Annotated in this window: 22 protein-coding genes; 2 read left to right on the top strand and 20 right to left on the bottom strand. The window is 46.9% G+C overall.

From position 1 onward, the window contains the following. Positions 1-55: 55 nt before the first annotated feature. From EDD67_RS07535 to yneA, 3 genes are read right to left on the bottom strand one after another with little or no spacing between them, the layout of a single operon-like run. Positions 56-292, bottom strand: coding sequence for a DUF896 domain-containing protein (locus EDD67_RS07535; protein ID WP_093074406.1), 237 nt, complete (start codon positions 290-292; stop codon positions 56-58). Between the two features lie 58 nt (positions 293-350). Continuing rightward, positions 351-1,010, bottom strand: a complete 660-nt coding sequence (locus EDD67_RS07530; protein WP_093074408.1) for a YneB family resolvase-like protein — start codon at positions 1,008-1,010, stop codon at positions 351-353. Then, positions 1,007-1,321: a cell division suppressor protein YneA gene (yneA, locus tag EDD67_RS07525; protein ID WP_093074411.1), complete on the bottom strand. Its 315-nt coding sequence runs from the start codon at positions 1,319-1,321 to the stop codon at positions 1,007-1,009. Before yneA ends, EDD67_RS07530 begins: the two co-directional genes overlap by 4 nt. A gap of 173 nt (positions 1,322-1,494) precedes the next feature. On the opposite strand from yneA, the gene lexA reads away from it, so the two are divergent. Beyond that, on the top strand, positions 1,495-2,115 hold the full coding sequence (gene lexA / locus EDD67_RS07520; protein WP_121439602.1) for a transcriptional repressor LexA: 621 nt from the start codon (positions 1,495-1,497) through the stop codon (positions 2,113-2,115). Positions 2,116-2,291: 176 nt separating this feature from the next. On the opposite strand, the gene EDD67_RS07515 is transcribed toward lexA, so the two are convergent. From EDD67_RS07515 to tdh, 13 genes are all read right to left on the bottom strand, one after another. Next, entirely contained in the window at positions 2,292-3,038 is a 747-nt protein-coding gene (locus EDD67_RS07515; protein ID WP_199739593.1) for a VOC family protein, read from the bottom strand. Between the two features lie 142 nt (positions 3,039-3,180). Further along, positions 3,181-4,518, bottom strand: coding sequence for a type I glutamate--ammonia ligase (gene glnA / locus EDD67_RS07510; protein ID WP_121439603.1), 1,338 nt, complete (start codon positions 4,516-4,518; stop codon positions 3,181-3,183). 289 nt (positions 4,519-4,807) lie between these two features. Continuing rightward, positions 4,808-6,046 (bottom strand): methionine gamma-lyase family protein, encoded by a 1,239-nt coding sequence (locus tag EDD67_RS07505; RefSeq protein WP_121439604.1) that lies wholly within the window; start codon positions 6,044-6,046, stop codon positions 4,808-4,810. Continuing rightward, a complete protein-coding gene (hflX, locus tag EDD67_RS07500; protein WP_121439605.1) occupies positions 6,047-7,333 on the bottom strand; it encodes a GTPase HflX in 1,287 nt (428 codons plus the stop codon). Positions 7,334-7,414: 81 nt separating this feature from the next. Beyond that, positions 7,415-7,669, bottom strand: a complete 255-nt coding sequence (hfq, locus tag EDD67_RS07495; RefSeq protein ID WP_093074423.1) for an RNA chaperone Hfq — start codon at positions 7,667-7,669, stop codon at positions 7,415-7,417. 56 nt (positions 7,670-7,725) lie between these two features. Continuing rightward, a complete protein-coding gene (gene miaA, locus EDD67_RS07490) occupies positions 7,726-8,643 on the bottom strand; it encodes a tRNA (adenosine(37)-N6)-dimethylallyltransferase MiaA (protein WP_121439606.1) in 918 nt (305 codons plus the stop codon). 21 nt (positions 8,644-8,664) lie between these two features. Beyond that, a complete protein-coding gene (gene mutL, locus EDD67_RS07485) occupies positions 8,665-10,521 on the bottom strand; it encodes a DNA mismatch repair endonuclease MutL (protein WP_121439607.1) in 1,857 nt (618 codons plus the stop codon). 26 nt (positions 10,522-10,547) lie between these two features. Further along, complete coding sequence (mutS, locus tag EDD67_RS07480; RefSeq protein ID WP_121439608.1) at positions 10,548-13,112, bottom strand: DNA mismatch repair protein MutS; 2,565 nt, start codon at positions 13,110-13,112, stop codon at positions 10,548-10,550. Between the two features lie 140 nt (positions 13,113-13,252). Beyond that, entirely contained in the window at positions 13,253-13,669 is a 417-nt protein-coding gene (locus EDD67_RS07475; protein ID WP_121439609.1) for a YlbF/YmcA family competence regulator, read from the bottom strand. Positions 13,670-13,671: 2 nt separating this feature from the next. Further along, on the bottom strand, positions 13,672-15,216 hold the full coding sequence (gene miaB / locus EDD67_RS07470) for a tRNA (N6-isopentenyl adenosine(37)-C2)-methylthiotransferase MiaB (RefSeq protein ID WP_121439610.1): 1,545 nt from the start codon (positions 15,214-15,216) through the stop codon (positions 13,672-13,674). 295 nt (positions 15,217-15,511) lie between these two features. After that, entirely contained in the window at positions 15,512-15,643 is a 132-nt protein-coding gene (locus tag EDD67_RS14155) for a hypothetical protein (protein WP_280524548.1), read from the bottom strand. Positions 15,644-15,746: 103 nt separating this feature from the next. After that, positions 15,747-16,922 carry a glycine C-acetyltransferase gene (locus EDD67_RS07465; protein WP_121439612.1) on the bottom strand — a complete coding sequence of 392 codons (1,176 nt, stop codon included), beginning with the start codon at positions 16,920-16,922 and terminating at the stop codon, positions 15,747-15,749. Positions 16,923-16,943: 21 nt separating this feature from the next. Continuing rightward, positions 16,944-17,984 (bottom strand): L-threonine 3-dehydrogenase, encoded by a 1,041-nt coding sequence (gene tdh, locus EDD67_RS07460; RefSeq protein WP_121439613.1) that lies wholly within the window; start codon positions 17,982-17,984, stop codon positions 16,944-16,946. A 193-nt stretch (positions 17,985-18,177) separates the two neighbouring features. Here tdh and EDD67_RS07455 point away from each other — a divergent pair, with 193 nt between their 5' ends. After that, entirely contained in the window at positions 18,178-18,525 is a 348-nt protein-coding gene (locus EDD67_RS07455) for a hypothetical protein (RefSeq protein ID WP_123875817.1), read from the top strand. 101 nt (positions 18,526-18,626) lie between these two features. Here the strand turns inward: EDD67_RS07455 and EDD67_RS07450 are convergent, their stop codons facing one another. From EDD67_RS07450 to EDD67_RS07435, 4 genes are all read right to left on the bottom strand, one after another. Next, entirely contained in the window at positions 18,627-19,493 is an 867-nt protein-coding gene (locus tag EDD67_RS07450) for a 2-oxoacid:ferredoxin oxidoreductase subunit beta (protein ID WP_093074439.1), read from the bottom strand. Beyond that, the gene (locus EDD67_RS07445; RefSeq protein ID WP_121439614.1) at positions 19,480-21,234 is read right to left on the bottom strand and encodes a 2-oxoacid:acceptor oxidoreductase subunit alpha; all 1,755 of its coding nucleotides are present in this window, start codon (positions 21,232-21,234) and stop codon (positions 19,480-19,482) included. Before EDD67_RS07445 ends, EDD67_RS07450 begins: the two co-directional genes overlap by 14 nt. Positions 21,235-21,534: 300 nt before the next feature. After that, a complete protein-coding gene (locus EDD67_RS07440; RefSeq protein ID WP_121439615.1) occupies positions 21,535-23,076 on the bottom strand; it encodes a hypothetical protein in 1,542 nt (513 codons plus the stop codon). Positions 23,077-23,224: 148 nt separating this feature from the next. Continuing rightward, a complete protein-coding gene (locus EDD67_RS07435) occupies positions 23,225-23,485 on the bottom strand; it encodes a stage V sporulation protein S (protein ID WP_093071865.1) in 261 nt (86 codons plus the stop codon). Positions 23,486-23,491: the final 6 nt, after the last annotated feature.

The raw sequence follows: 23,491 nt of genomic DNA, 5'->3' as shown, positions 1-23,491 counted from the left end.
AAAAACATCTGCATAAATAAAAACAGCAGGAGAATTCAGCCCCTGCCGTTTTTATTTAATGATTCAATCCGGAGTTTCGTTTTTCTTCTTTTAACTTTTCCGGCGTCACGTCTTGCCCTTCTTCATCCACAACTTTCACCGATTTCAATTGGTTTTTGAAAGACTTGCGGACATTTTTCAAATATTCACTTCGAAGCTCTTTTTGTTCTTTTTGTTCTTTTAAGTTAAGACCTTCGTTTTTTGATTTACGGGCTAATTCGTTAATCCGTGTAATTTTAGCTTGATCGAGCACAAAATTCCCTCCATAACCTATGAATTTCGTTTCATTCTAATAGAAATCAGTACTTGAATCAAGTTTTCTGCTCTGATTGAGTACGGTTTACATACTCTTGATAGCGCCGGTGCGCTGTCGCTTTTGACAAACTGTAACCTTGGCCGCGCAAAGCAACAGCAATGTCATGAAACGTCCACTCGCGCTGCCGCAAGCGAATAATCTCTTCTAGCGGCGCGTCTTTCTTTTTTCTTCCTCCGTGCGTTTGCGACCCCTTCAAGTTTTCTCCCGGCTGATACCCTCTTTCAATAGCAGCCTGCATTCCGCGCTTTATCTTAGCATTGTGCAGTTTTCGCTGATATTCTTCTACGACGGAAACAATATCGAGTACCATGGTATCGGCTTCGGATAAAGCAATTTCTCCGCTGTGTTGCAACGTGAAAATGGTGACGTTCATTTTTCTCAGCTGATGAATCAATGCAATCCGTGCATTGCCGCGCCCGAGCCGTGTTTCATCAGTAATGAGCAATGTATCCGCCTTCTCTTCACGGAAATCATCAAGCGTCTGCAATACACCTTCGCGCTCGGTGTCGTATCCGGACGACTGGTCGCTTAAAACGTTAACAACCGTTATTCCCCATTGTTCAGCAGCTGCCGTTAACTCGCGTTCTTGTCTTTTAAGCGAAGACGCCTGTTCTTCTTTTTCAGTGCTTACCCGGCAATAAACGATTCCTTTCACTCACCTGCTACCCCTTTCACTTCAATCGGCACTTCAATTGTCTTTCCAGAAACAACTTTAGCCGATTCCATATCATTATGTTTCATCATCCAATCGATCGTCTGTTCGATATTCATCTCGGTATAATCCGCGGTTTCTTCAGCAATAATCCAAAGGGATTCGCCTTCGGAGATTTGATAACTTTCTGTCGGCAGCGAATCTGGTTCTTCGGCACCTCCGTCCGTTATCCATGTCCACGAAAACAATAACACAGAAACTGCGAACACGAAAAGACTCCCGTCTTTCGCCCGTTTCATTACTTCGTTAAACATAAAATCCCCTCCAAACAAGAATGTGTGTTCCTATAAATCTTACTAAGAACGCTTGTTCGTGTCAAGGGAAAATAGAACGGATGTTTGTAAAACATCTGTTCTCATGCTACAATTTGGTTATGAATAATTGAAACGCCCTTAAAGACCATCCCTTACAAATGAGGTGCATAACTATGAAGAAACTTTCTGCCAGACAGCAGGCTATCCTCGATTATATCCGCGGCGAGGTATTACAAAAAGGGTATCCGCCCTCTGTTCGTGAAATAGGCGAAGCTGTCGGTCTCGCTTCCAGTTCAACGGTCCACGGCCATTTAGCCCGCTTGGAAAAGAAAGGGCATATTCGCCGCGATCCGACAAAACCGAGAGCGATTGAATTAATCGGTGAGGAAAATGACGAAGTTGCAAGCGAAACTGCCTCGATTCAAGTGCCTGTGATCGGAAAAGTCACTGCCGGCGAACCGATCACTGCGATTGAAAACATCGAGGAATACATGCCGATGCCGGCAACACTCGTCCATAATGAAGAATCGTTCATTCTGGAAATTTCCGGAGATTCGATGATCGAAGCGGGGATTTTCGACGGCGATTACGTCGTCGTCCAGCAGCAAAACACGGCCGCTAACGGCGAGATCGTCGTCGCTATGACGGATGAAAACGAAGCGACTGTAAAGCGTTTTTTCAAAGAAAAGGATCATTTCCGCCTGCAGCCGGAAAATACGACGCTTGAGCCGATTATTCTCGATAATGTGCAAATTCTCGGAAAAGTTGTCGGCGTTTTCCGTTCGCTTCATTAATCACGGAGGAGTTTGCTCAACTTACTTCCCTCCTCTAAAACAGGGACATTCTCAGAATGTCCCTGTTTTATATTAACCGCTTTACACTTCTTCCAACTTGGCAATATCAATTTTTTTCATTTGCATGAAGGCGTCCATCACCCGCTCTTGCTTGGCCGGATCTTTCAACAGCTCGATCAATTGCACCGGCACACTTGCCACGAAACGCCAAACGCATCTTTCAGCCACCCGCATTGCACTTCGCGTCCGCCTCTCGTTAACTGCTCCCAGTAATAATCAACTTCTTTTTGTGTCTTACAGTAAACAATCAAAGATATCGCTTCATTCATGGAAAACCGGTGGTCGTCGCTGCTTTCCATGATCATAAATTTTTCATTTTTCAATCCGAATTGACCATGTTTTACAGAGCCGGCACGTTCGGGCCGTTCCTCTTCACTGTAGCGGAGAATGCCGTCGATGAACGAATCATCGAATATCGCTGTATAGTGATCAACCGCCTTTTCTGCAAGGCCGTATTGTTCGTTGACAAACAGCAAAAACGGCACGGTTTTTTGGCCGGTATCACTGATCCGGCCCAGCGACAGATGCCATGAAATTCCGTAACGGTCTTGGATCCATCCGTATTTTTTACTCCACTCGTATTCTGCAAGCGGCATCAGCAACTCTCCGCCCGGCAACAGTTTGTTCCAAACGGCATCCAATTCCGCCTCCGACTCGTACGTGATAAAAAACGAGATCGACGGATTCGGAGTAAAATGCGGACCGCCGTTTAACAGCGTAAACGGCAGTCCTTCAATTTCAATTTGAACGGTCATTGGCGATGCGGATAATACTGTGCATTGTTGAAACACGTGTGAATAGTAATCCGCCGCTTCATTTGCATGATTATCGAACCAAAGACAAGGCTGAATCACATGCTTCATAACCATCCCCTCCCTATTTTTAAGTGCCTACCTGTCTATCCCCGTCCCGGCAAAAACCAAACAAATAATTGTAAAAAAATTTTATTATCCTGCTTACAGATGAAAAAAATCTCCGGCACGGTTTTGTGCCGGAGGATGTTGATTAAAACATTTGCATATATTGCTCGCGTTCCCAAGGGTGAACTTGCGTTCTGAACATATCCCATTCAATTTCTTTTGCTTCAATGAAGTGTTCAACGGCATGCTCGCCGAGAGATTTCAAAATCACATCATTTTCTTTCAACGCATCGATCGCACCTTTAAGCGTTTCAGGCAGCGCCTCGATTTTTTCCGCTTTGCGCTCGTCTTCATCCATTGCATAAATATTGCGGTCTGTTTCCGACGGCGGTGTCATCTTATTTTTCACGCCGTCAAGACCGGCAGCGAGCATAGCTGCCATCGCCAAGTACGGGTTGGCCGACGGGTCCGGACTGCGGACTTCAATCCGTGTGCTGATGCCGCGCGAAGACGGAATACGGACAAGCGGTGAACGGTTGCGCATCGACCAGGCAATGTAACACGGCGCTTCGTAGCCTGGAACAAGCCGTTTGAAGGAGTTGACCGTCGGATTCGTGATCGCCGTAAACGCCGAAGCGTGCTTAAGCGTCCCCGCTAAAAACTGCATCGCCGTTTCGCTTAACTGGCTTTCTGTGTTTTCATCATAAAATGCGTTTTCTTTCTCTCCGCGGAATAACGACATATTCGCGTGCATGCCGCTTCCGTTGACACCGAAGAGCGGCTTCGGCATGAATGTTGCGTGCAATCCGTGCTTGCGCGCAATCGTTTTGACAACAAGCTTAAACGTTTGAATATTATCACACGTCGTGACGGCGTCTGCATACTTAAAGTCGATCTCGTGCTGCCCAGGTGCGACTTCGTGGTGAGACGCTTCAATTTCGAAGCCCATGTCTTCAAGTTCGAGCACAATGTCACGCCGGCAATTTTCACCGAGATCCGTCGGCGCTAAGTCGAAGTAACCGCCTTTATCGTTCAGTTCAAGTGTCGGTTCACCGCGCTCATCGTTTTTAAAGAGGAAGAATTCCGGCTCCGGACCGATGTTGAAATCGGTAAATCCGAGTTCTTCTGCTTGCTTCATAACGTGTTTAAGGACACCGCGCGGATCTCCGGCAAATGGCGTTCCGTCTGGATTATACACGTCGCAAATGAGACGAGCAACTTTCCCTTTTTCCGGTGTCCAAGGAAAGATCACCCATGTATCCAAATCAGGGTATAAGTACATATCCGATTCTTCAATCCGGACAAACCCTTCAATCGATGATCCGTCAAACATCATCAAGTTATCCAGCGCTTTCGTCAATTGATCGACCGGGATTTCCACGTTTTTAATAATCCCTAATAAATCGGTAAACTGCAGCCGGATAAACCGGACATTTTCTTCCTTAGCCATGCGTAGAATGTCTTCTTTCGAATAGTTGCTCATCTGTTTGTACGCCTCCTTTAAATAGTAGCTTCCGTCATAACCACGGAAATAATCAATAATTCAAAAGAATCCATCTTTTCAAAAAATTTTGCTGAAAAGTGTTCTTTTGTTCGATGTGTAAATAATAACGAAGTTCCGTCAAAAAGTGTAGGCCTTTGTCAGATTATCTGACAGAGAAATTATCTGACAGATCTCAAAAGTTTTTTCTCTTCAGCTGGTTTCATCGCTTTTACCGCTAATGACAGCGTTGTCATATATTTGCAATAAGAAAAGAGAATATTCTCTTTTCTTATTGTTTATTAATCTGTTTTAACGCATCGGTTACGGTAATTTTTACATGTTCAAAGGTCAGGCCGCCCTGGATATAAGCTCGGTACGGAGGACGAATCGGCCCGTCTGCGGTCAATTCAATGCTTGATCCTTGGACGAATGTCCCTGCAGCCATAATGACATCGCTCTGATAACCGGGCATCTGACTCGGGTTCGGCGTTACGTGCGCATCTACCGGCGAACCCGCCTGAACGGACTGGCAAAAAGCGATCATTGCTTGCGCGTCCGGGAAAGCGACCGATTGAATTAAATCGGTCCGCGGTTCATCCCACCGGGGGGAAACGTCCATGCCGGCTGAAGAGAGCAAGTGCGCGGTGAACAAAGCACCTTTCATAGCCTCATTGACGACGTGCGGAGCAAGGAAAAAACCTTGGTAAAAATCCGTCATCGTCTGCAAAGTCGGTCCGCCTTCCAAGCCGATTCCCGGAGCCGTTAATCTGTTTCCGCACCGTTCAATCAATTCGCGTCTGCCTGCTATGTAACCGCCGATTTTCGCCAATCCTCCGCCCGGATTTTTAATCAATGATCCGGCGATGATGTCTGCTCCTGCTTGAGTCGGTTCACGTTCTTCAACGAATTCCCCGTAACAGTTATCGACAAAAATCACCGCCTGCGGTGCCGTTTCACGGATGCGGCCGATGATCGTCTCGATTTCAGAAACGGTTAACGACGGACGGTCATCATAACCGCGCGAACGTTGAATACCGACGAGTTTCGTGTTTGACGTAAGCGTATTATAAAACGCGCCGACATCGACTTGGCCGTCAGTTTTAAGCGGGATTTCGCGGTAAGAAATCCCAAAATCGCGCAGCGAACCGCTTCCGTCTTGATCATCAGCGCCGATCACTTCTTCCAGAGTGTCATACGGTTTTCCTGTGACATAAACCATTTCATCACCGGGACGGAGAATGCCAAACAGTACGGTGCTGATCGCGTGCGTACCGGAGATCAGCTGAGGGCGGACAATCGCCGCTTCGGCTTCAAATACACGGGCGTATATATGTTCTAATTTTTCTCTTCCTTGATCGTCATAGCCGTAACCTGTCGAACCGGCAAAATGAAAATCTGACACACCTTCGGCACGAAATGCCTCTAATACTTTACGCTGGTTTTTTTCAGCAATCCGATTTCGTGCTGTAAAAAGAGGCTGCAATGCTGCTTCAGCTTCTTCTTTCCATCGATCGATCTCACTAGTCATTCACTCTTCCTCCTGTTCAGCACTGCGCTTGATAATTTCATCGTAAATACGCGCGTTTTTATCGACGTAGCCTTTAACAAAATACTGGGCTGCTTCTTCATCAAAGTGCTGTTTTTCTGTAATTGTCTCTTCTCTCAGCCGGTGAAGGAATTTTCCGTCCGATGCATCAACTTTTGTATAGTAAGGAATAAAAGACGATAAAATGCTGTTCTCCGTTTCCTTTAAAAGTTTCTGCAAATCAGCTTCGTCCATAGCGGAAATCACGACGGACGGATCATTTGAAGGCGGGATAAAGTCACGCTTCATTTGATCTTTTTTATTATATACGGTCAATTTAGGAATCGCGTCAGCTCCAAGTTCATGCAGCAGTTCATTGACAGAATACTCGTGGTTGAGCGCATCTGCATGAGAGCCGTCGACAACATGCAAAATTAAATCCGCTTCCGTTACTTCTTCCAATGTTGAGCGAAAAGCTGCAATCAAAGATGTCGGAAGCTGCTGAATAAAACCGACGGTGTCGGTAAGAACAGCTTGCATACCTGACGGCAGTTTGATTTGTTTTGTCGTCGGGTCAAGTGTCGCAAACAGCTGGTCTTCAATTAAAATATCCGCATTGGCAAGTCGATGCAGCAGTGTCGATTTCCCAGCATTCGTATAACCGACAAGCGCAATCTGGTACACTTGATTTTTTTTCCGCCGCTCGCGGTAGCGTTCGCGGTGCTTCACGACATTATCGAGCTGTTTGCGGATGTCATCCATCCGCTGGCGAATATGACGCTGGTCGATTTCCAGCTGCGTTTCCCCGGGACCGCGTGTCCCAATCCCTGCACCAAGACGGCTTAATACATGTCCTTGTCCGCGCAGCCGGGGAAGCAAATAATTCAGCTGAGCAAGTTCGACTTGCAGCTTTCCTTCTTTCGATTGCGCCCGCTTCGCAAAAATATCGAGAATCAGCTGTGTCCGGTCAATAATTAAAACATCGAGCTTATTCGTTAAATTCCGCAGCTGCGACGGGGTTAATTCATCGTTGATGATGATCAGTTCCGCATTTGTCTCGGCAAAAACAGCGGCCAATTCCTCTAATTTACCGCTGCCGAAATAAGTGGACGGATGCGGGTGTTCCAACGCTTGAGTAACTTTCGCCGCTACTTTACCGCCCGCTGTTTTCGTTAAGGATGCGAGCTCTTCCATCCGGTGCTGAAAATCTTCTTCCTTCGCTTTTTTTCTCATTACTCCTGCAAGAACCGCGGGCTGTTCTTTTTTAATCGACTTATTCGTTTCGATCATAGGCCACCTCGTCTTTTTATCTTTGGGATCGGAACAGTCAAAAAGCCTGGCGCTGCCAGGCTTAGCTCAGTCGGAATATGATCAGTCAGCGTCGTTAGCCGGCTGTGTTTTGTCCTGATAGAGCTGAACATTTCGCTGCGGCGAAAACGTGGAAATTGCGTGTTTATAAATCAGCTGCTGCTTTCCGTCAGTCTCTAGAATGACAGTGAAATTATCAAAGCTTTTCACATGACCGCGCAATTGAAATCCGTTCAATAAAAAAACTGTCACAGGCATATTCTCTTTACGCAATTGATTTAAAAACTGGTCCTGAATATTTACCGGCTGCTGTTTCATTTCTTTCACGCCCCCTGTTCATTGTGCCGCCGCAATAACCGCTTCTTTTTACAGCATCATTTTAGACGTGCAATGATTTCTTCTATCTTTTCTTCCCTGTTTCCCGTTAAATCAAACCATTCCACGTCCATTTTGTTTCGAAACCACGTCAATTGACGCTTCGCAAACCGGCGCGTGTTTCGTTTTAACTGCTCAGAAGCTTCCGCCAGCGGCACGGTTTTGTCAATAACCGGGATCATCTCTTTATAACCGATTCCTTTCATTGCTTTTGTTTCACGGTAACCGTGTTCAAGCAGCGTTTGCACTTCATCAAGCAGTCCATTTTCAATCATCTGGTCGACACGTGCATTAATCCGCGCATACAGCTGCTCTCTGTCCATCGTCAAACCGATGATACGAACATCATACGGCGAAGTTTTCGCTTCCATTGCCCGCTCGCTGATCGGCCGGCCCGTCCGCTCATAAACTTCAAGCGCTCGAATCACTCGGTGTCTGTTGTGGGGATGAATTTGTGCTGCACTTTCCGGATCGACTTTTTGCAGTTCCCCATGAAGCCACAGATCACCGTATTCAGCTGCTTGTTGTTCCCGTCGCTTGCGAATCGTTTCATCTTCGCCTGACGAAGAAAACTGGTAATCATAAATCACCGCGCTGACATAAAGTCCGGTGCCTCCGACAATAATCGGCAATTTGCCCCGGCTGTGAATATCCGCGATCGCCCGTTTCGCTTCCTGTTGAAAGTCGGCAACCGAAAAGTTGTCTTGCGGTGTGCAAATATCAAATAAATGATGAGGAATCAGATTGCGTTCTTCAGCCGATACTTTCGCGGTCCCGACGTCCATTCCTTGATAGACTTGCATCGAATCGCCGTTTATTATTTCGCCGTTTAATTCAGCCGCAGCCCTTAACGACGTTTCACTTTTCCCAACAGCTGTCGGCCCGATAATGACAAGAAGCGGCGCGTGTTCGTTCATTCATTTTCCCTCTTTCACACGTTATTGAATTCGTTTAAACATCCGTTCGATTTCGCCGACCGAATAATGAACAATAATCGGCCTGCCGTGCGGGCACGTGTAGGGTTCTGTGCATGCACGCAAGTCATCGAGCAAGTAACGCATATCTTCTTTTCTTAAAAAGTGATTCGCCTTGATCGCCGCTTTGCATGACATCATAATCGCAGCTTCTTCACGGATTTTGCCGATATGAATATGGTCAAGCTGCTTTAAATGTTCAATCATTTCAAAAATGATCGCTTCTTCTTCACCTTGCGGAAACCAGGTCGGACAAGCACGAACAATATACGTGCCTTTGCCGAACGGTTCAAGCTCGAGTCCGACGTCTTCAAGCCATGAACGCGACTGTTCAATCTGCATTTCTTCGGATGTTGTGCATTCAATCGTCAGCGGAACCAGAAGTTCTTGTGTTTCTTTCGCGGCCGAAGCCAACTTTTCGCGAAATTCTTCATATTTAATTCGTTCCTGGGCGGCATGCTGATCAATCAAGTACAAACCGGTTTCATTTTCAGCGACAATGTACGTGCTGTGCAGCTGCCCGATCGGTTCCAGTTCAGGAACTTTTGAAGACGGCGGTTCATCAGGCGGTTTGGCAATGTTGTCTGCTTGACGGTCTTCGTTGTCTCCGCCTTGATCTAAAGGCTCAGGCGCGGATAATGCGTGTAAATCTTCCTGTTCTTCATGCACCGTTTCGCCGGCGGCATCTCCCCGGTTAACGTGTTCAAGCGGCGGATCCTTGATCGGTTCGGAAAAAGGCGCCGGCTGATTCGACGTTAAATTCAGCTGCTCGGTTCGAAGCGGTTTTCCCCCTTCACCGTGAACAGGATGCGGTGTTTCTGCTTCCGGTATGAGCCGTTCTTTTTGCAGCCGTTCTTGAACCGCCTTTTTAACCAGATCTTGGAGCGCCTTTTCCTTACTGATCCGCACTTCCAATTTTGAAGGATGAACATTTACGTCAACGAGAAGCGGGTTCATCTCAATGTGGAGCACGACAAGCGGAAATTTCCCAATCGGCAAAAGGGTATGAAATCCGTCTTGAACGGCTTTATAGAGCGCGTAATTTTTAACGAACCTGCCGTTAATAATCGTCGTCATGTAATTACGGTTGGCCCGGGTCACTTCCGGTTTGGCAATATAACCGGTTACTTGAAAATCCAAGTCTTCCGCTTCGATATTTAACAGCTTTCGGCCGATCGACGTACCGTATATCGCTGCAATGACCCGGGCAATGTCGCCGTTGCCGGCCGTCTGCAGCAACGTTTTCTCGTTATGCGTCAGTGTGAATGCAATTTCCGGATGGGCAAGGGCAATGCGGTTGACAGCTTCGGAAATATGACCGAGTTCTGTATGAACCGTCTTCAAATATTTCAATCGCGCCGGAGTATTGTAAAATAAGTCCGTTACGGTAATTTCCGTCCCGCGCCGAAGCGCCGCTGTTTTTCGTTCGCGGATTTCGCCGCCTTCGATAAACACCTCTTCCCCGTCTTTTTCTCCCGTACTCGTGCGGAGGGTAACTTTTGAAACTGATGCAATACTCGGCAGTGCTTCTCCCCGAAAACCGAGCGTTTTAATCCTGAACAGATCTTCGTCTGCAAAAATTTTGCTTGTGGCATGCCGGGAAAATGCGAGCGCAATATCTTCAGAAGCAATACCGCCGCCGTCGTCGAGAACGCGGATTTTCGCCAGACCGCCTTCTGCGGTATCAATCCTGATCTGTGCGGAACCGGAATCAACGGCATTTTCTACAAGCTCTTTCACAACAGAAGCCGGCCGTTCGACCACTTCACCGGCGGCAATCTTGTTCGATAAAAATGTATCGAGCTGGTGAATCGCGTTCATCTGCGGCCTCCTTTCCTGCTAAACCATCAGCTGTCAGTTAATTTCTGCTGCAGCCTCTCCAGGAGCTGCATAGCTTCCAAAGGCGTCGTTTGAAGTAAATTAAACCGGGCTATTTCGGCTTTTATTTCTTCAAGATGCGCCGGCAATTCTTCCTCACTGTTTCCTTGTTCGATTTGAAAAAGCGGAATTTGATCAGCTTTTTGTTCGTTCGTTTGTTCTTCAGTTCCTTCTGCGCCTGCACCGTTTTCAAATTCTGCTAAAATATGTTTGGCGCGCGAAATAATTTCGTCCGGCAAATCGGCTAATTGAGCAACGTAAATCCCGTAACTGCGATCAGCCGGTCCGTCCATGACTTGATGAAGAAAAACGACATTGCCGTCTTCTTCTTTAGCCCGGACATGAACATTTTCCAGCCGGTCAAGCTTTCCGGCCAGATGGGTCAACTCATGATAATGCGTCGAAAACAGCGTCTTAGCCCGAACATGGCTGTGAATATATTCAATAATCGATTGCGCGAGCGACATCCCGTCATACGTTGAGGTGCCGCGGCCGATCTCATCTAACAGTATCAAACTGTTTTCCGTTGCATTATTAACGGCGTGCTGCGTCTCAATCATTTCCACCATGAACGTGCTCTGGCCCTGGGATAAATCGTCAGCCGCTCCAATCCGGGTAAATATTTGATCAAATATCGGCAAATCCGCTTTATCTGCCGGAACGCAGCAGCCCGCCTGCGCCATAATCGCTATTAACGCCAGCTGGCGCATATATGTGCTTTTGCCGGACATATTCGGTCCAGTAATTAACAGCATCTCGCGGCTGCCATTCATACAAATATCATTCGGCACGTATTTCCCCTGATCGATCATCGTCTCAACGACCGGATGACGGGCGGAAGAAACGTCCAGACGCCCTGCTTGGTTGAACGACGGCCGGACAAACCGCCTATCTTCGGAAACGTCCGCAAAACTTGTTAAAACATCGAACGTGCTGATGATCCGCGCCAAATCTTGCAGCGGCTGAATGTACGCTTTCACCCGTTCGCGAATATCTAAAAACAGCTCGTGTTCTAATTTTTCGCTTTTTTCTTCCGCTTCAAGGATTGTCCGTTCTTTCTCTTTCAGTTCTTCTGTAATATACCGCTCAGCATTGGCCAGGGTTTGCTTCCGTTCGTAACGGCCTTCCGGCAAATAAGGAAGGTTTGCGCGCGTCACTTCAATATAATAACCGAATACTTTGTTAAAGCCGACTTTCAGCGATTTAATCCCGGTGATTTCCCGTTCTTGCCTCTCCAGTGAAGCGATCCACGTTCGGCCGTTTGTCATCGCATCACGGTAAATATCCAATTGTTCAGAATAGCCGTCTTTAATTACATTCCCTTCTGTAATACTGACCGGACAGTTTTCATGAATGGCTTCTTCCAACAGTTCTTTCAGCGGGCGCGCTTCATCCGCATGAGCAATCATTTGATCAGCCCCGGGATGATTCAGCGAGCGCACTGTCTCGAGCATTTCCGGAATACAGCCGAGCGATTGTTTCAGCTGTAGCAGATCACGGCCGTTAACATTGCCGAACGCGACGCGTCCGGCGAGCCGTTCTAAATCATAAACCCCCCGCAGCTGCTCTTTCAGCGTTTCTCGCGTGAAAAATTGATCGATCAGTGCTGCGACTAACGAGTGACGTTCGTTTATGCTTGTTTCTTTTACGAGCGGTTTTTCAAGCCAGTGCTTTAACAAACGTCCGCCCATCGCCGTCGACGTGCGATCCAACACACCGAGGAGCGAACCTTTTTTCGTTTTGTCACGAAGTGTTTCACTTAACTCCAGATTCCGCTTTGAATGCTGATCGATCGTCATAAACTCTTGCGGCAAATAAAACGTCGGTTCTTGCAAATGATCGAGTGAACGCTTCATTGTATAGTTCAAGTATCCGATTAAGATTCCGAAAGCATTTTGCAGAGCCGGGTCGCTCAAATTCTCTTTGCGTCCGTCTTCAGCCGCGTCCGCATATGACAACGTTACAGCAAGGTCCGTTTCCAGCTGAGCTTGCATCGCTTTCGATAAAGAATCTGATACGACAATTTCCTTCGGACGGTATGCGGATGCTTCACTGACAAGAGCAGGATAACTTTCCAGCTTCGTTACGAACATTTCGCCCGTCGTCGTATCTGCTGCAGCCATCGCGAAATGCGCTGAACCATCCTCACAAATGGCTGCTATGTAATTGTTCTCTTTTGCGCCCAAATCGTTCGTTTCCATCACTGTTCCGGGGGTAATGACTTGAACGACGTCACGTTTGACAACGCCTTTTGCCTGAGAGGGATCTTCCGTTTGTTCACAAATCGCCACTTTATACCCTTTGTCAATCAGCGTTGCAATGTATTGTTTCGATGAATGGTGAGGCACCCCGCACATCGGGATTTTTTCTTCCCCTTTTCCGCGGCCTGTCAGCGTAATCTCCAATTCTTTCGCGGCAAGCAGCGCATCATCATGAAATAGCTCGTAAAAATCGCCGAGGCGGAAGAATAAAAACGCATCTTGGTATTCCTCTTTAATCTGCAAATACTGTTCCATCATCGGAGTTGTTGCCATCGTTATCATCCAATCATTATTTTCTGCCCAACATAGACTGTGTGTTACATTATAGCACAGCTGTATGGATTTTCATGACACGAATAACGGCTGCTTTCCCGCAGGAAAACAGCCTTCTCGTTTAGCTGGTAACTGAATTATCAGCGGTCAAACGGGCTTTTTTGTGTCGTGCCTTTTAAGAGATCGCCGCCGGTCGATTCAACAATTTTTTGCGTGACAGTATTCGAAATCGTATTGCTTACCATTTGCAGCAAATCATTCACTTCACCTTGAGATTGTTTAAACTCTTGCACGAGCGGGATATCATCCAACTCATCTTGAAGCGCATCAATTTTCGCATCTGTTTCTTTTAAGGCTTCTGTCTTTTCATAATGCTTTAAATTAACGGCTTCTTTTTGCAGCAATTTGATCTGTCCGATGATTTCCTGTACACGCAAATGCTCATTAATTTGTGCTTCAGCACGTTTGAAAAAGTCGACTTCTTCGGTTTCGGCAATTTTTTCGGCAAGCTTGCGTGATTCTTCCATAATCTCTTTTTTCGTATATCCTTCGCTCATTGTTATTTCACTCCTGCCGTTTCAGCAACTTCGCCATCGAGAGACCATGTTTTTGCTTCTGTGACCCGCACATTGACTAGTTGACCGATTAAAGATTTTTCGCCGCGGAAATTGACGAGCTTATTTGTCCGCGTACGGCCCATCAGAACCTCTGCATTTTTTTTGCTTTCTCCTTCGACAAGCACTTCAACAATTTCGCCTTCGAGCTTTTTATTGCTTTTGTTTGAAAGATCGTTCACGACGGCGTTTAAACGCTGCAGACGTTCTTTTTTCACTTCATTAGGCACGTTGTCTTCCATTTGTGCAGCCGGCGTTCCTTCGCGCGGAGAATAGATATACGTATAAGCTGCGTCGAATTGCATTTCTGTCATTAAAGACAGCGTATCTTGAAACTGTTCTTCTGTTTCATTTGGGTAACCGACGATGATGTCTGTTGTAAACGACGCATGCGGCATTGCTTTACGGATCTTTCCTGCCAGTTCAATAAAGCCCTCACGCGTATACTTGCGGTTCATAATTTTTAATACATCGTTATTTCCGCTTTGAACCGGCAAATGAATATGTTCCATCATATTGCCGCCTTTAGCTAACACCTCTATCAACTCGTCTTCAAAATCCCACGGGTGGCTCGTCGTAAAACGGACGCGCGGAATCCCGATTTGCCGGATTTCATCGAGTAAATCAGCCAAGCGGTAGTTACGTTCAACGAGATCTTTGCCATACGCATTAACATTTTGACCGAGCAGTGTGATCTCTTTATATCCGTTTCTAGCCAAATGCCTGACTTCTTCGATAACATCTTCCGGAAGCCGGCTGCGTTCTTTCCCGCGGGTGAACGGCACAATACAGTATGTGCAAAATTTATCGCAGCCGTACATAATGTTTACCCAGCCTTGGATTTTTCCTTTGCGGGCCCGCGGCATATTTTCAATAATATCGCCTTCTTTAGACCAAACTTCAACAACCATCTCTTTTTCAAAAATCGCGTTTTTAATCAATTCCGGCAGGCGATGAATATTGTGTGTCCCGAAAATTAAATCGACTTGCTGATGTTTCTCCAAAATACGGTTTACAACCGACTCCTCTTGCGACATACAGCCGCAAACACCGATAATCAGCTCAGGCTTTTCCCTCTTCAGCGCCTTTAGATGGCCGATTTCACCGAACACCTTATTTTCCGCATTTTCACGGATCGCACACGTGTTCAGCAAGATAATATCAGCATCTTCTTGAAACGTTGTCGATTCAAAGCCCATCTCCAGTAAAATCCCGGCCATGTTTTCTGAATCATGCTCATTCATTTGACAGCCGTATGTCCGAATTAAAAATTTCTTTCCGACACCGATCTCTTTCATGTCGTCAGGAATCGTAAAATCATAATGCACATCGACATCTTCTTTTCCGCGCTTCTTGGCTTGTTTCAGGTCAGGCGGTGTATATGTCGTTTGAAAATACTGCGAGTAGTCTTTTTCCTGTCCGGATTTTTTGTCCGCGGAAGAAGCTTCTTCTACTGCACGCATTTGTTCGTTTTTTTGCTCTTCATTCATACATCTCTCGTCTCCTTTATAAATAGGTCCGCAACTTTAAATTATAAAGTGTATACGCAGATTGTACAACAGTTGAAACTGCGTGAAAAAGAGCCAGACAATCGTCTGGCTCTCAGACTGTAGACAAACTATATTTTTATGTCAGCCATGAATCCACTACCCTCCGCTTGCCCCGGGCAAGGACTCAGCTAGGATTCGGCGGTCTGAGGCCGCCGAATCCGGATCTTTGTCTCTTGCTTTCCCGGAGGCGTCGGAGGAGTGGATGCATGGCTTCTTTTTTATGAATACACTCGCTTCAAAAAAGAGGATGACCCAGCATTCCGGCTTTCTCCTGCGGGATAGCGAGACAGGCGAGACCCTGCAGGGCATCAGCCCGAAGCGGCTCGGCGCTCGCCCGCAGGAAAGAAGCCTGACGATGCGTAGTCATCCGTTCTTTTTAATAGGACATCAATCGATGTCATGACTTTGTCAACACTTTAAGAGCCAGACAATTGTCTGGCTCTTAAACAATCCGGCAAAAGAATGTTCGCTCAAATCAGCCCCAATTCTTTTCCTGCTTTTTCAAAGGCAGCCAACGCTTCATCAAGCAAAGGTTTCGTATGATCCGACGTGACGATCGTCCTGACGCGCGCTTGACCTTTCGGCACCGTCGGAAACGCGATCCCTTGGGCAAACACCCCGTAATCAGCCAGTTTATCAGATAGTTCATGCGCTTTTTTCTCGTCACCTGTGACAACCGGCGTGATCGGTGTCTCGCTTTTGCCCGTATCAAAGCCCAGTTTTAACAGTTCTTCTTTAAAATACGCGGTATTCTCCCACAGACGGCTGATACGTTCCGGTTCATCGATTAATACATCGATTGCTTCAGAACAGGCCGCTGTCACCGCCGGCGGATGAGATGTGCTGAAAAGAAACGGTCTCGCTTTATGAATCAAGTAATCCCTGACTGTTTGCGGACAGGCAATATAGCCGCCGAGCACACCTACGGCTTTGCTTAATGTGCCGACTTGAATGTGCACACGGTCATTCAGATTGAAATGATCAACTGATCCTCTGCCGTTGCGGCCGAGAACGCCGCTCGCATGCGCATCGTCCACCATAATAAGGGCGTCGTATTTCTCCGCCAATGCAACAATTTCCGGAAGCGGTGCAATATTTCCGTCCATGGAAAATACCCCGTCGGTCACAACGAGCCGCTTTCGGTAATCCTGTGACGCTTCAAGTGCACTTTCAAGACTTGTCATATCCGCATGACTGTAAATTTTTCGCGCCGCTTTCGTCAGACGAATCCCGTCAATAATCGAAGCATGATTAAGTTCATCGGAAATAACGACATCTTCTTTTGATAATATCGATGATAAAACCGCTTGATTCGCTGTAAAACCGGATTGCAGAACAAGCGAAGCTTCCGTATGTTTAAACTCAGCCAGCTTTTGTTCCAGTTCCTCATGCATTGTAAACGTTCCGGCAATCGTGCGGACGCTCCCGGTGCCTGCGCCGTACTTGTCAGTTGCTCTTACAGCTGCCAGCTTGAGACGCGGATGCGTTGTAAGCCCCAAATAGTTATTTGACGACAGCTGGATCATCTCCCGGCTGTTAATCATCACTTTCGCACCTTGATCGGTTTCGAGCGGAATAAGCGAGCGAAACACACTGTCCGTTTTCATTTGCTGCAATTCTTCCTCTAAATGTTCAAAACCTTGCATACGATCCCTCCGTAACTGTCTTTATGGATACAGCACTACTTTGCCGCAATTACCTTCGAGCATAAGTTCAAAACCTTTGTGAAAATCTTCAAGCGGAAAATGGTGCGTTATGAGCGGCTTCACATTCACTTGTCCTGACTGAAGAAGTCCAGCCGTCTGCTGCCATGTCTCATACATTTTCCTGCCGGAAATGCCTTTAACGGTGATTCCTTTAAAAACAATATCATTCGTTATATCCAGTGTAACCGGTTTTACAGGCAAGCTGAGTATCGCCATATGTCCGCCGTTTGTAACCATTTTAAATGCCTGATCGATCGCTTGCGGACTGCCGCTCATTTCACAGACGACATTCACCCCATTGCCGGACGTTAATGCCTTAGCGGCGTGAACCGGATCTTCACGCAAAGAGTCGACCGTTCGGGTGGCCCCCATTTGTTCAGCTAAATCAAGCCGATATTCATTCACATCAAAAGCAAGCACCTGCGACGCTCCGGAAGCTTTGGCAATACCTACCGCCATTAGCCCGATCGGTCCGCAACCGATCACGGCAACGGACTTGCCGGCGACGTCTTTGGACAGAACTGTGTGCACGGCATTTCCGAACGGTTCTTGAATGCTGGCCTCGCTAAACGGCAGCGCCGGATCATTTTTCCATACGTTGTCTGCACGAAGCGCTACATATTCTGCAAAACTTCCGTCGCGATCAACCCCGATAATTTCGGTATTCGCACAAATATGCGCTTGACCGTTCAGACATTGCGGACAATAGCCGCAAACAAGGTGCGTTTCTGCTGAAACATGATCGCCGACCTCTACTCTCTCAACAAAACGGCCTTTCGCTACCACGACGCCGGCAAATTCGTGGCCGAAAACATACGGCGGTTTAACGCGATTTGCCGACCATTGATCCCATTCATAAATGTGAACATCCGTGCCGCAAATTGAGGCGGCCTTCACTTCAATTAATACATCGCGGTCACCGATTTCCGGGATCGGGACTTCTTGAAGTTCCGCCCCCTTTTCGGGACGGTTTTTCACGATTGCTTTCATTGTCTGCCCCACATACGCCACCCCCTGACCTTTCTCATCACCGCTTTTGTAAGCGCTGTCTTATAAAAGTGTAGCACGAATGATTGTCCTCCGTAAACCGCACTGTCCATAACATATGTACATATGCCTCTGCAGAAAAATTTTTCGGAATTTTTTTCAAAGAAAAAGCGCTCATAAATGAGCGCTCCAGACTGTAGACAAAATCATGACATCGTTAGATGTCATGTTAAAAGGAACGGATGACTACGCATCGTCCGGCTTCTTTCACCTGAAGGTATCACTGCGACATCGGCTCAATAAGACTTCGCCGGGTCTTACTAGTCCGCGGGCGAGCGCCGAGCCGCTTCGGGCTTGGCCCTGCAGGGTCTCGCCTGTCTCGCTTTCCCGCAGGAGAAAGCCGGGATGCTGGGTCATCCTCCTTGTTTCAAACATCGCGGTGTCCATATTGTTCTGCAAAGTAAGAAAGCCACGCAACCACTTCCTCCGACGCCTCCGGGAAAGCAAGAGACGAAGATCCGTATTCGGCGGCCTCAGGCCGCCGAATACTAGCTGAGTCCTTGCCCGGGGCAAGCGGAGGTTAGTGGCTGCGTGACACGTGAAAAGAATAATTTGTCTACAATCTAAAGCGCTCATAAATGAGCGCTTTAGACAGGCCTACATAAACTCAGCCGCGAGCTGATTGAATTTGGTTTCATCCATTGTCAAATCTTGCTTTGTCAGCCCTTCTTCGTTAAAACCTTGAACCATCTCCTCATAAGAAGGTTTTTCCGTATTTTGATAAATCAAACCGGTCACGAGACCGTTATGCTCCATTAACGTGTTCATTGCTTGAACCTTACTGTTCGGATCGTAATTTTCAATCGTATTTAACGATGTCAAGTTTTCTTTAAACCATTCGTACGTATTGACTTTATTAAATGTGACGCACGGACTGAATACGTTGATCAGCGAAAATCCTTTATGCTCCATACCTTGTTCAATTAACGATGTTAATTCTTTTAAATCACTAGAGAAACTTTGCGCAACAAATGTCGAACCTGCCGTTAAAGCGAGTTCCATCACATTGAGTGAGGATTCGATTGAACCGTCAGGTGTGCTTTTTGTCTTAAAGCCCATTTCGCTTCGCGGAGAAGTCTGTCCTTTAGTTAACCCGTAAATCTGATTATCCATCACAATGTAAGTGACATCGATATTGCGCCGAATCGCATGCACGGTATGGCCCATCCCGATCGCAAATCCGTCGCCGTCGCCGCCTGAAGCAACGACTGTCAATTCACGGTTGGCCATTTTTACACCTTGGGCAATCGGCAAGGACCGTCCGTGAATCCCGTGCAGACCGTAAGAGTTAATGTAACCGGAAATCCGGCCTGAACAGCCGATCCCTGAAACGACTGCCAATTCTTCCGGAACAACACCGACATTGGCAGCCGCGCGCTGAATCGCTGCCTGAACGGAAAAATCACCGCATCCGGGGCACCAGTTCGGTTTCACATTATTTCGGAAATCTTTAAACGTTGCCATATGCAAACAGCTCCTTGCATTGATTGTATAGTTCCGAAGGTAAGAACGGATTGCCGTCATATTTTAAAATCGACTTAACATCTTTGGCACTTGTGTTTAATTTCAGTAACTGCGCGATTTGTCCTGTCGCATTGTTTTCGATCACTACAACATTTTTGGCCTTTTTCATCATCGCTTCCATTTCATCCGCCGGGAACGGGTGCAATAGACGAATCTGCCCGTGATTGACTTTCAAGCCTTCTGTCTCTAAGCGCGGTATCATTTCCTGAATCGAACCGCGAGTTGAATTCACGCCGATGACAAGCAAATCTGCTTTCTCATGCTCTTCATACCTCACAATCGGATTAGGAAAACGGCGCGGCAGTCCATTGAGCTTTCGCATCCGTTTATCCATCTGTGCTTGGCGGTTCAATGTGCTCTCAGACGGCTTTCCTTCTTCACTGTGTTCAACACCGGTAACGTGATGAATACCGTTTTTCGTCCCGGGTACTGGCCGCGGCGACACGCCGTCCTGCGTCACTTCATAACGTTTAAAATATTCGCCTTTATTTAATTCCGGCAGTTCTTCATTCACGAGTTTTCCGCGGCGAATCTCAATTTTACTGTAATCAAGCGGATTTACGGTCTGTTTGCCGAGCGACAGCGCCAAATCCGTTACTAAAATCACCGGCACTTGATATTCTTCAGCAATATTGAATGCCTCTGCCGCATCGTAAAAAGCTTCTTCAACACTTGACGGCGCCATGACGACTTTGGGAATTTCGCCGTGTGTTCCGTAAATTAACGCCATCAAATCAGATTGCTCTTGTTTTGTCGGCAAGCCGGTGCTCGGACCGCCGCGCTGTGTATCGACGATGACAAGCGGTGTTTCGGTAATTCCGCTCAAACCGATCGACTCCATCATCAACGATAACCCCGGCCCTGCTGAAGCTGTTAAACTGCGCACCCCTGCGTAATTGGCACCGATCGCCATCGTGCAGGCAGCCATTTCGTCTTCGGTTTGAATAACGGTTCCGCCGTAGTCCGGAAGTTTTTTAATTAAATATTCCATAATTTCCGACGCCGGCGTAATCGGGTAGGCAGGCATAAACCGGGCTCCTCCAGCTAAAGATCCAAGCGCTATGGCATCGTTTCCAATCATGTACATGCGGTTTTTGCCGTCTCCGGGTTCGAGCGTGAAATCTTTTAAATCATCCGGAACATCATGTATGAAATGTTCCATGCCTGCTCGAATCGCATTCATGTTTTTTTCAACGACCGACTCGCCTTTTTTCTTAAAAATTTGCTCGACGACGGAATAAAACGTTTCCGATTGTAAACCGAGAAGTCCGGCTGACGCACCGACAGCCACCATGTTTTTCATCAATGTTGTCCCAAGTTCCGAAGCGATCTCGGTAAAAGGAATGGAAAATAAGCGTGCGTCAGACTGATCCGGTAATTTCGGCGAGAATTTGCTGTCGGCGATAATAACTCCGCCATTTACCAATTCGTGATGGTTCAAATCAATCGTCTCTTGGTCAAACGCAACGAGAATATCTAAATCATCAGAAATCGAGTTTGTCTGATACGTACTGACACGAATTTTATTGTTTGTATGTCCGCCTTTAATTCGTGAAGAAAAATGACGGTACCCGTATAAGTAATACCCTTGACGGTTTAAGGCCATTGAAAAGATTTCCCCCGTGCTTTCAATCCCTTCGCCTTGCTGGCCTCCCACTTTCCAAGATAGCTGCCTGTTCATATGCGACACCCCTTTTTATACTTGACAGTTACTGCGCTTTCAATCATGAAGCAAATAAATCATGTATGTAGCTTCTGATGAAGAATGATTCCCATCGAGAGTCCCCCTCCACCCAACACCTCGCTTTTAGGATGCATTAAAAACAGCTCTTAGCGACGCCAATGTTGTAAGCGTTTGCATCAATGAATTTTTTATTACAATTTGATTGTAACATAAATAAATCTGCGCATATGATAGAAAATTCAAGAAAATTAAAAAAACCTGCCGGGGTTTTACAACCCGGCAGGATGAGTGCTGACATTACAAAAATAATACCGAACCAAATACGCCGACGACACCGACAGCCGCAAGAAGATACACGGTCTTTATCGGCATTAACCCGTCATCTTTCATCGCTTTACCGAACATAAAGAAAACGACCGGATGCACTAAAAACGGCATTGAAAAGATAAACGGAATTAACGAAGCCGCCTCGGCACTGAACATCCCTTCCTGAATCGCCGCAAACAAGCCGAAGTGAGATATGGCGGATGCCTGAGCCATTCCGGCATAGTCAAACGGCATCGTACCGAAATTAAGCAGCACGAGGCCGCCAAAAACAGCAATCAGCTGCCAGCCGAAAGAAAATTGCATCAATGATTTTACTTCTTTTCCGTCTTCACCGGCAGCAAGCCGCAAATTGCGGAGCGAGTAAGCCGTCAATCCAAACCCGACAAATAAAATCAGCAGGGCCGGAATCATAATCAATCCGCCTTGCTGCGCGCTGATCGCCAAAACAGAAAAGACGAACACGTGGCCGAAAAACGGGATATTGATCATGATCGGCGCGCGTTTCGCTGCTCCTTCTCCTAAGTCTCCGGCCGTACACGCTCCGGTCAAACCGGAATGAGACAATCCTCCCGCCATACCGGGAGCTAAGTTACGGACGTGATTTGTTTTGGCAAAGTAAATTAACAGAGCAATGCCGCCGAACATCCAGAAAAGCTGACCGAAAAAGCCGTAAGCTAATACTGAATTCATCCCTTCGATCATAAACGCTTCATCAATCCGGCTGCCGCCGACCATAAAATTGCCGGCTAACACTACCGGAATGCCGGCAAACAAGAGCGATTTGATCGTCGGTCCGAATCTCCAAGTATAAAAAACAGCTCCCAATCCTGCTGCAATCAGCATCGCAAAGAAAATTTGCGGCAGAGCGATGACCGGTTCAACCGCAGTTGCGATCAGATAAGCACCGTATAATACGAGGATAATCACTGCAATCTCCATAATCCCTTTGCGTATGTAGAGGGGTTTATCAGAAATAACCGCTTTATTGTCGATGAATATTACGGCTCCGACTAACCCAATGTAGGCGATCAACGCGTACACATCACTGAGAGCCCCGGCATCGCTGCCGGTAACTAACCTTGTCACACCTTCGATACCGATTAACAAGAAGAACGCGCGGACAATCATCACGAGCTGCGTGCGGTTCGTTCCCAAAACCGCCTCTTCGTTCGACGGCTCGACCATATCTTTGACAGCCGGCAGCTCTTTTTTTCCAAATATTTTCCGCAGTTCTTGTCCGCCGACAAAAAACGAAACGGTCAACGCCACAACTGTCGTTTGCGCGATCAAGTCCACCATCGGAAATTCAGCCAAGCCCGGCTCGCCGACACCGCTCTGCACAAGGATATAGCCCATCGCCAAGCCGAAAATAACGATAATCAATATCGGCGAATATCGTGTACCTGCCACAACTGTGCGGGAAATCAGCACCATAGGAATAATTAAAAACAGCGTAATCCAAAACTGATTAAGCATTTGTAAACTAGCAAGCTGATCTAAAATACTTTCCATAACATCCTCCAACTATCAAATTTGTACAAGCCACTGAAAAGATTACTCGAAAAGGAAGACGATGTAAACAGGAAATCATTTCTTTATTAAAGAATGTTTTAGGAATAAAAAACAGGCCCGGCTGCGTTGCTGCGCCGGGCCTGTTTTTTTATCGCGGTTCAATTATTAATTTCAGCGCCGTGCGCTCTTCACCGTCAATTTCAATGTCCGTAAACGCCGGCACACAAATTAGATCAATTCCGCTAGGGGCGACGAACCCTCTGGCAATCGCAATCGCTTTTATAGATTGATTGAGCGCACCGGCTCCGATCGCTTGGATTTCGGCTGTTCCACGTTCTCTTATCACACCTGCAAGAGCTCCTGCTACAGAATTAGGATTGGATTTTGCTGAAACTTTTAAGACTTCCATTCCAGT

This window comes from Salisediminibacterium halotolerans (assembly GCF_003814815.1).
Classification (GTDB): Bacteria; Bacillota; Bacilli; order Bacillales; family Salisediminibacteriaceae; genus Salisediminibacterium; species Salisediminibacterium halotolerans.
Note: the sequence above shows the minus strand (reverse complement) of the source record. Positions and strands in the feature narration are given on the sequence as shown.

Excerpts from the sequence above, each read along its gene's own strand:
- yneA (WP_093074411.1), bottom strand. The coding sequence starts at position 1,321 with ATGTTTAACGAAGTAATGAAACGGGCGAAAGACGGGAGTCTTTTCGTG.
- lexA (WP_121439602.1), top strand. The coding sequence starts at position 1,495 with ATGAAGAAACTTTCTGCCAGACAGCAGGCTATCCTCGATTATATCCGC.
- EDD67_RS07515 (WP_199739593.1), bottom strand. The coding sequence starts at position 3,038 with ATGAAGCATGTGATTCAGCCTTGTCTTTGGTTCGATAATCATGCAAAT.
- glnA (WP_121439603.1), bottom strand. The coding sequence starts at position 4,518 with ATGAGCAACTATTCGAAAGAAGACATTCTACGCATGGCTAAGGAAGAA.
- EDD67_RS07505 (WP_121439604.1), bottom strand. The coding sequence starts at position 6,046 with ATGACTAGTGAGATCGATCGATGGAAAGAAGAAGCTGAAGCAGCATTG.
- hflX (WP_121439605.1), bottom strand. The coding sequence starts at position 7,333 with ATGATCGAAACGAATAAGTCGATTAAAAAAGAACAGCCCGCGGTTCTT.
- hfq (WP_093074423.1), bottom strand. The coding sequence starts at position 7,669 with ATGAAACAGCAGCCGGTAAATATTCAGGACCAGTTTTTAAATCAATTG.
- miaA (WP_121439606.1), bottom strand. The coding sequence starts at position 8,643 with ATGAACGAACACGCGCCGCTTCTTGTCATTATCGGGCCGACAGCTGTT.
- mutL (WP_121439607.1), bottom strand. The coding sequence starts at position 10,521 with ATGAACGCGATTCACCAGCTCGATACATTTTTATCGAACAAGATTGCC.
- mutS (WP_121439608.1), bottom strand. The coding sequence starts at position 13,112 with ATGGCAACAACTCCGATGATGGAACAGTATTTGCAGATTAAAGAGGAA.
- EDD67_RS07475 (WP_121439609.1), bottom strand. The coding sequence starts at position 13,669 with ATGAGCGAAGGATATACGAAAAAAGAGATTATGGAAGAATCACGCAAG.
- miaB (WP_121439610.1), bottom strand. The coding sequence starts at position 15,216 with ATGAATGAAGAGCAAAAAAACGAACAAATGCGTGCAGTAGAAGAAGCT.
- EDD67_RS14155 (WP_280524548.1), bottom strand. The coding sequence starts at position 15,643 with ATGACTACGCATCGTCAGGCTTCTTTCCTGCGGGCGAGCGCCGAGCCG.
- EDD67_RS07465 (WP_121439612.1), bottom strand. The coding sequence starts at position 16,922 with ATGCAAGGTTTTGAACATTTAGAGGAAGAATTGCAGCAAATGAAAACG.
- EDD67_RS07455 (WP_123875817.1), top strand. The coding sequence starts at position 18,178 with ATGACATCGTTAGATGTCATGTTAAAAGGAACGGATGACTACGCATCG.
- EDD67_RS07450 (WP_093074439.1), bottom strand. The coding sequence starts at position 19,493 with ATGGCAACGTTTAAAGATTTCCGAAATAATGTGAAACCGAACTGGTGC.
- EDD67_RS07445 (WP_121439614.1), bottom strand. The coding sequence starts at position 21,234 with ATGAACAGGCAGCTATCTTGGAAAGTGGGAGGCCAGCAAGGCGAAGGG.
- EDD67_RS07440 (WP_121439615.1), bottom strand. The coding sequence starts at position 23,076 with ATGGAAAGTATTTTAGATCAGCTTGCTAGTTTACAAATGCTTAATCAG.
- EDD67_RS07435 (WP_093071865.1), bottom strand. The coding sequence starts at position 23,485 with ATGGAAGTCTTAAAAGTTTCAGCAAAATCCAATCCTAATTCTGTAGCA.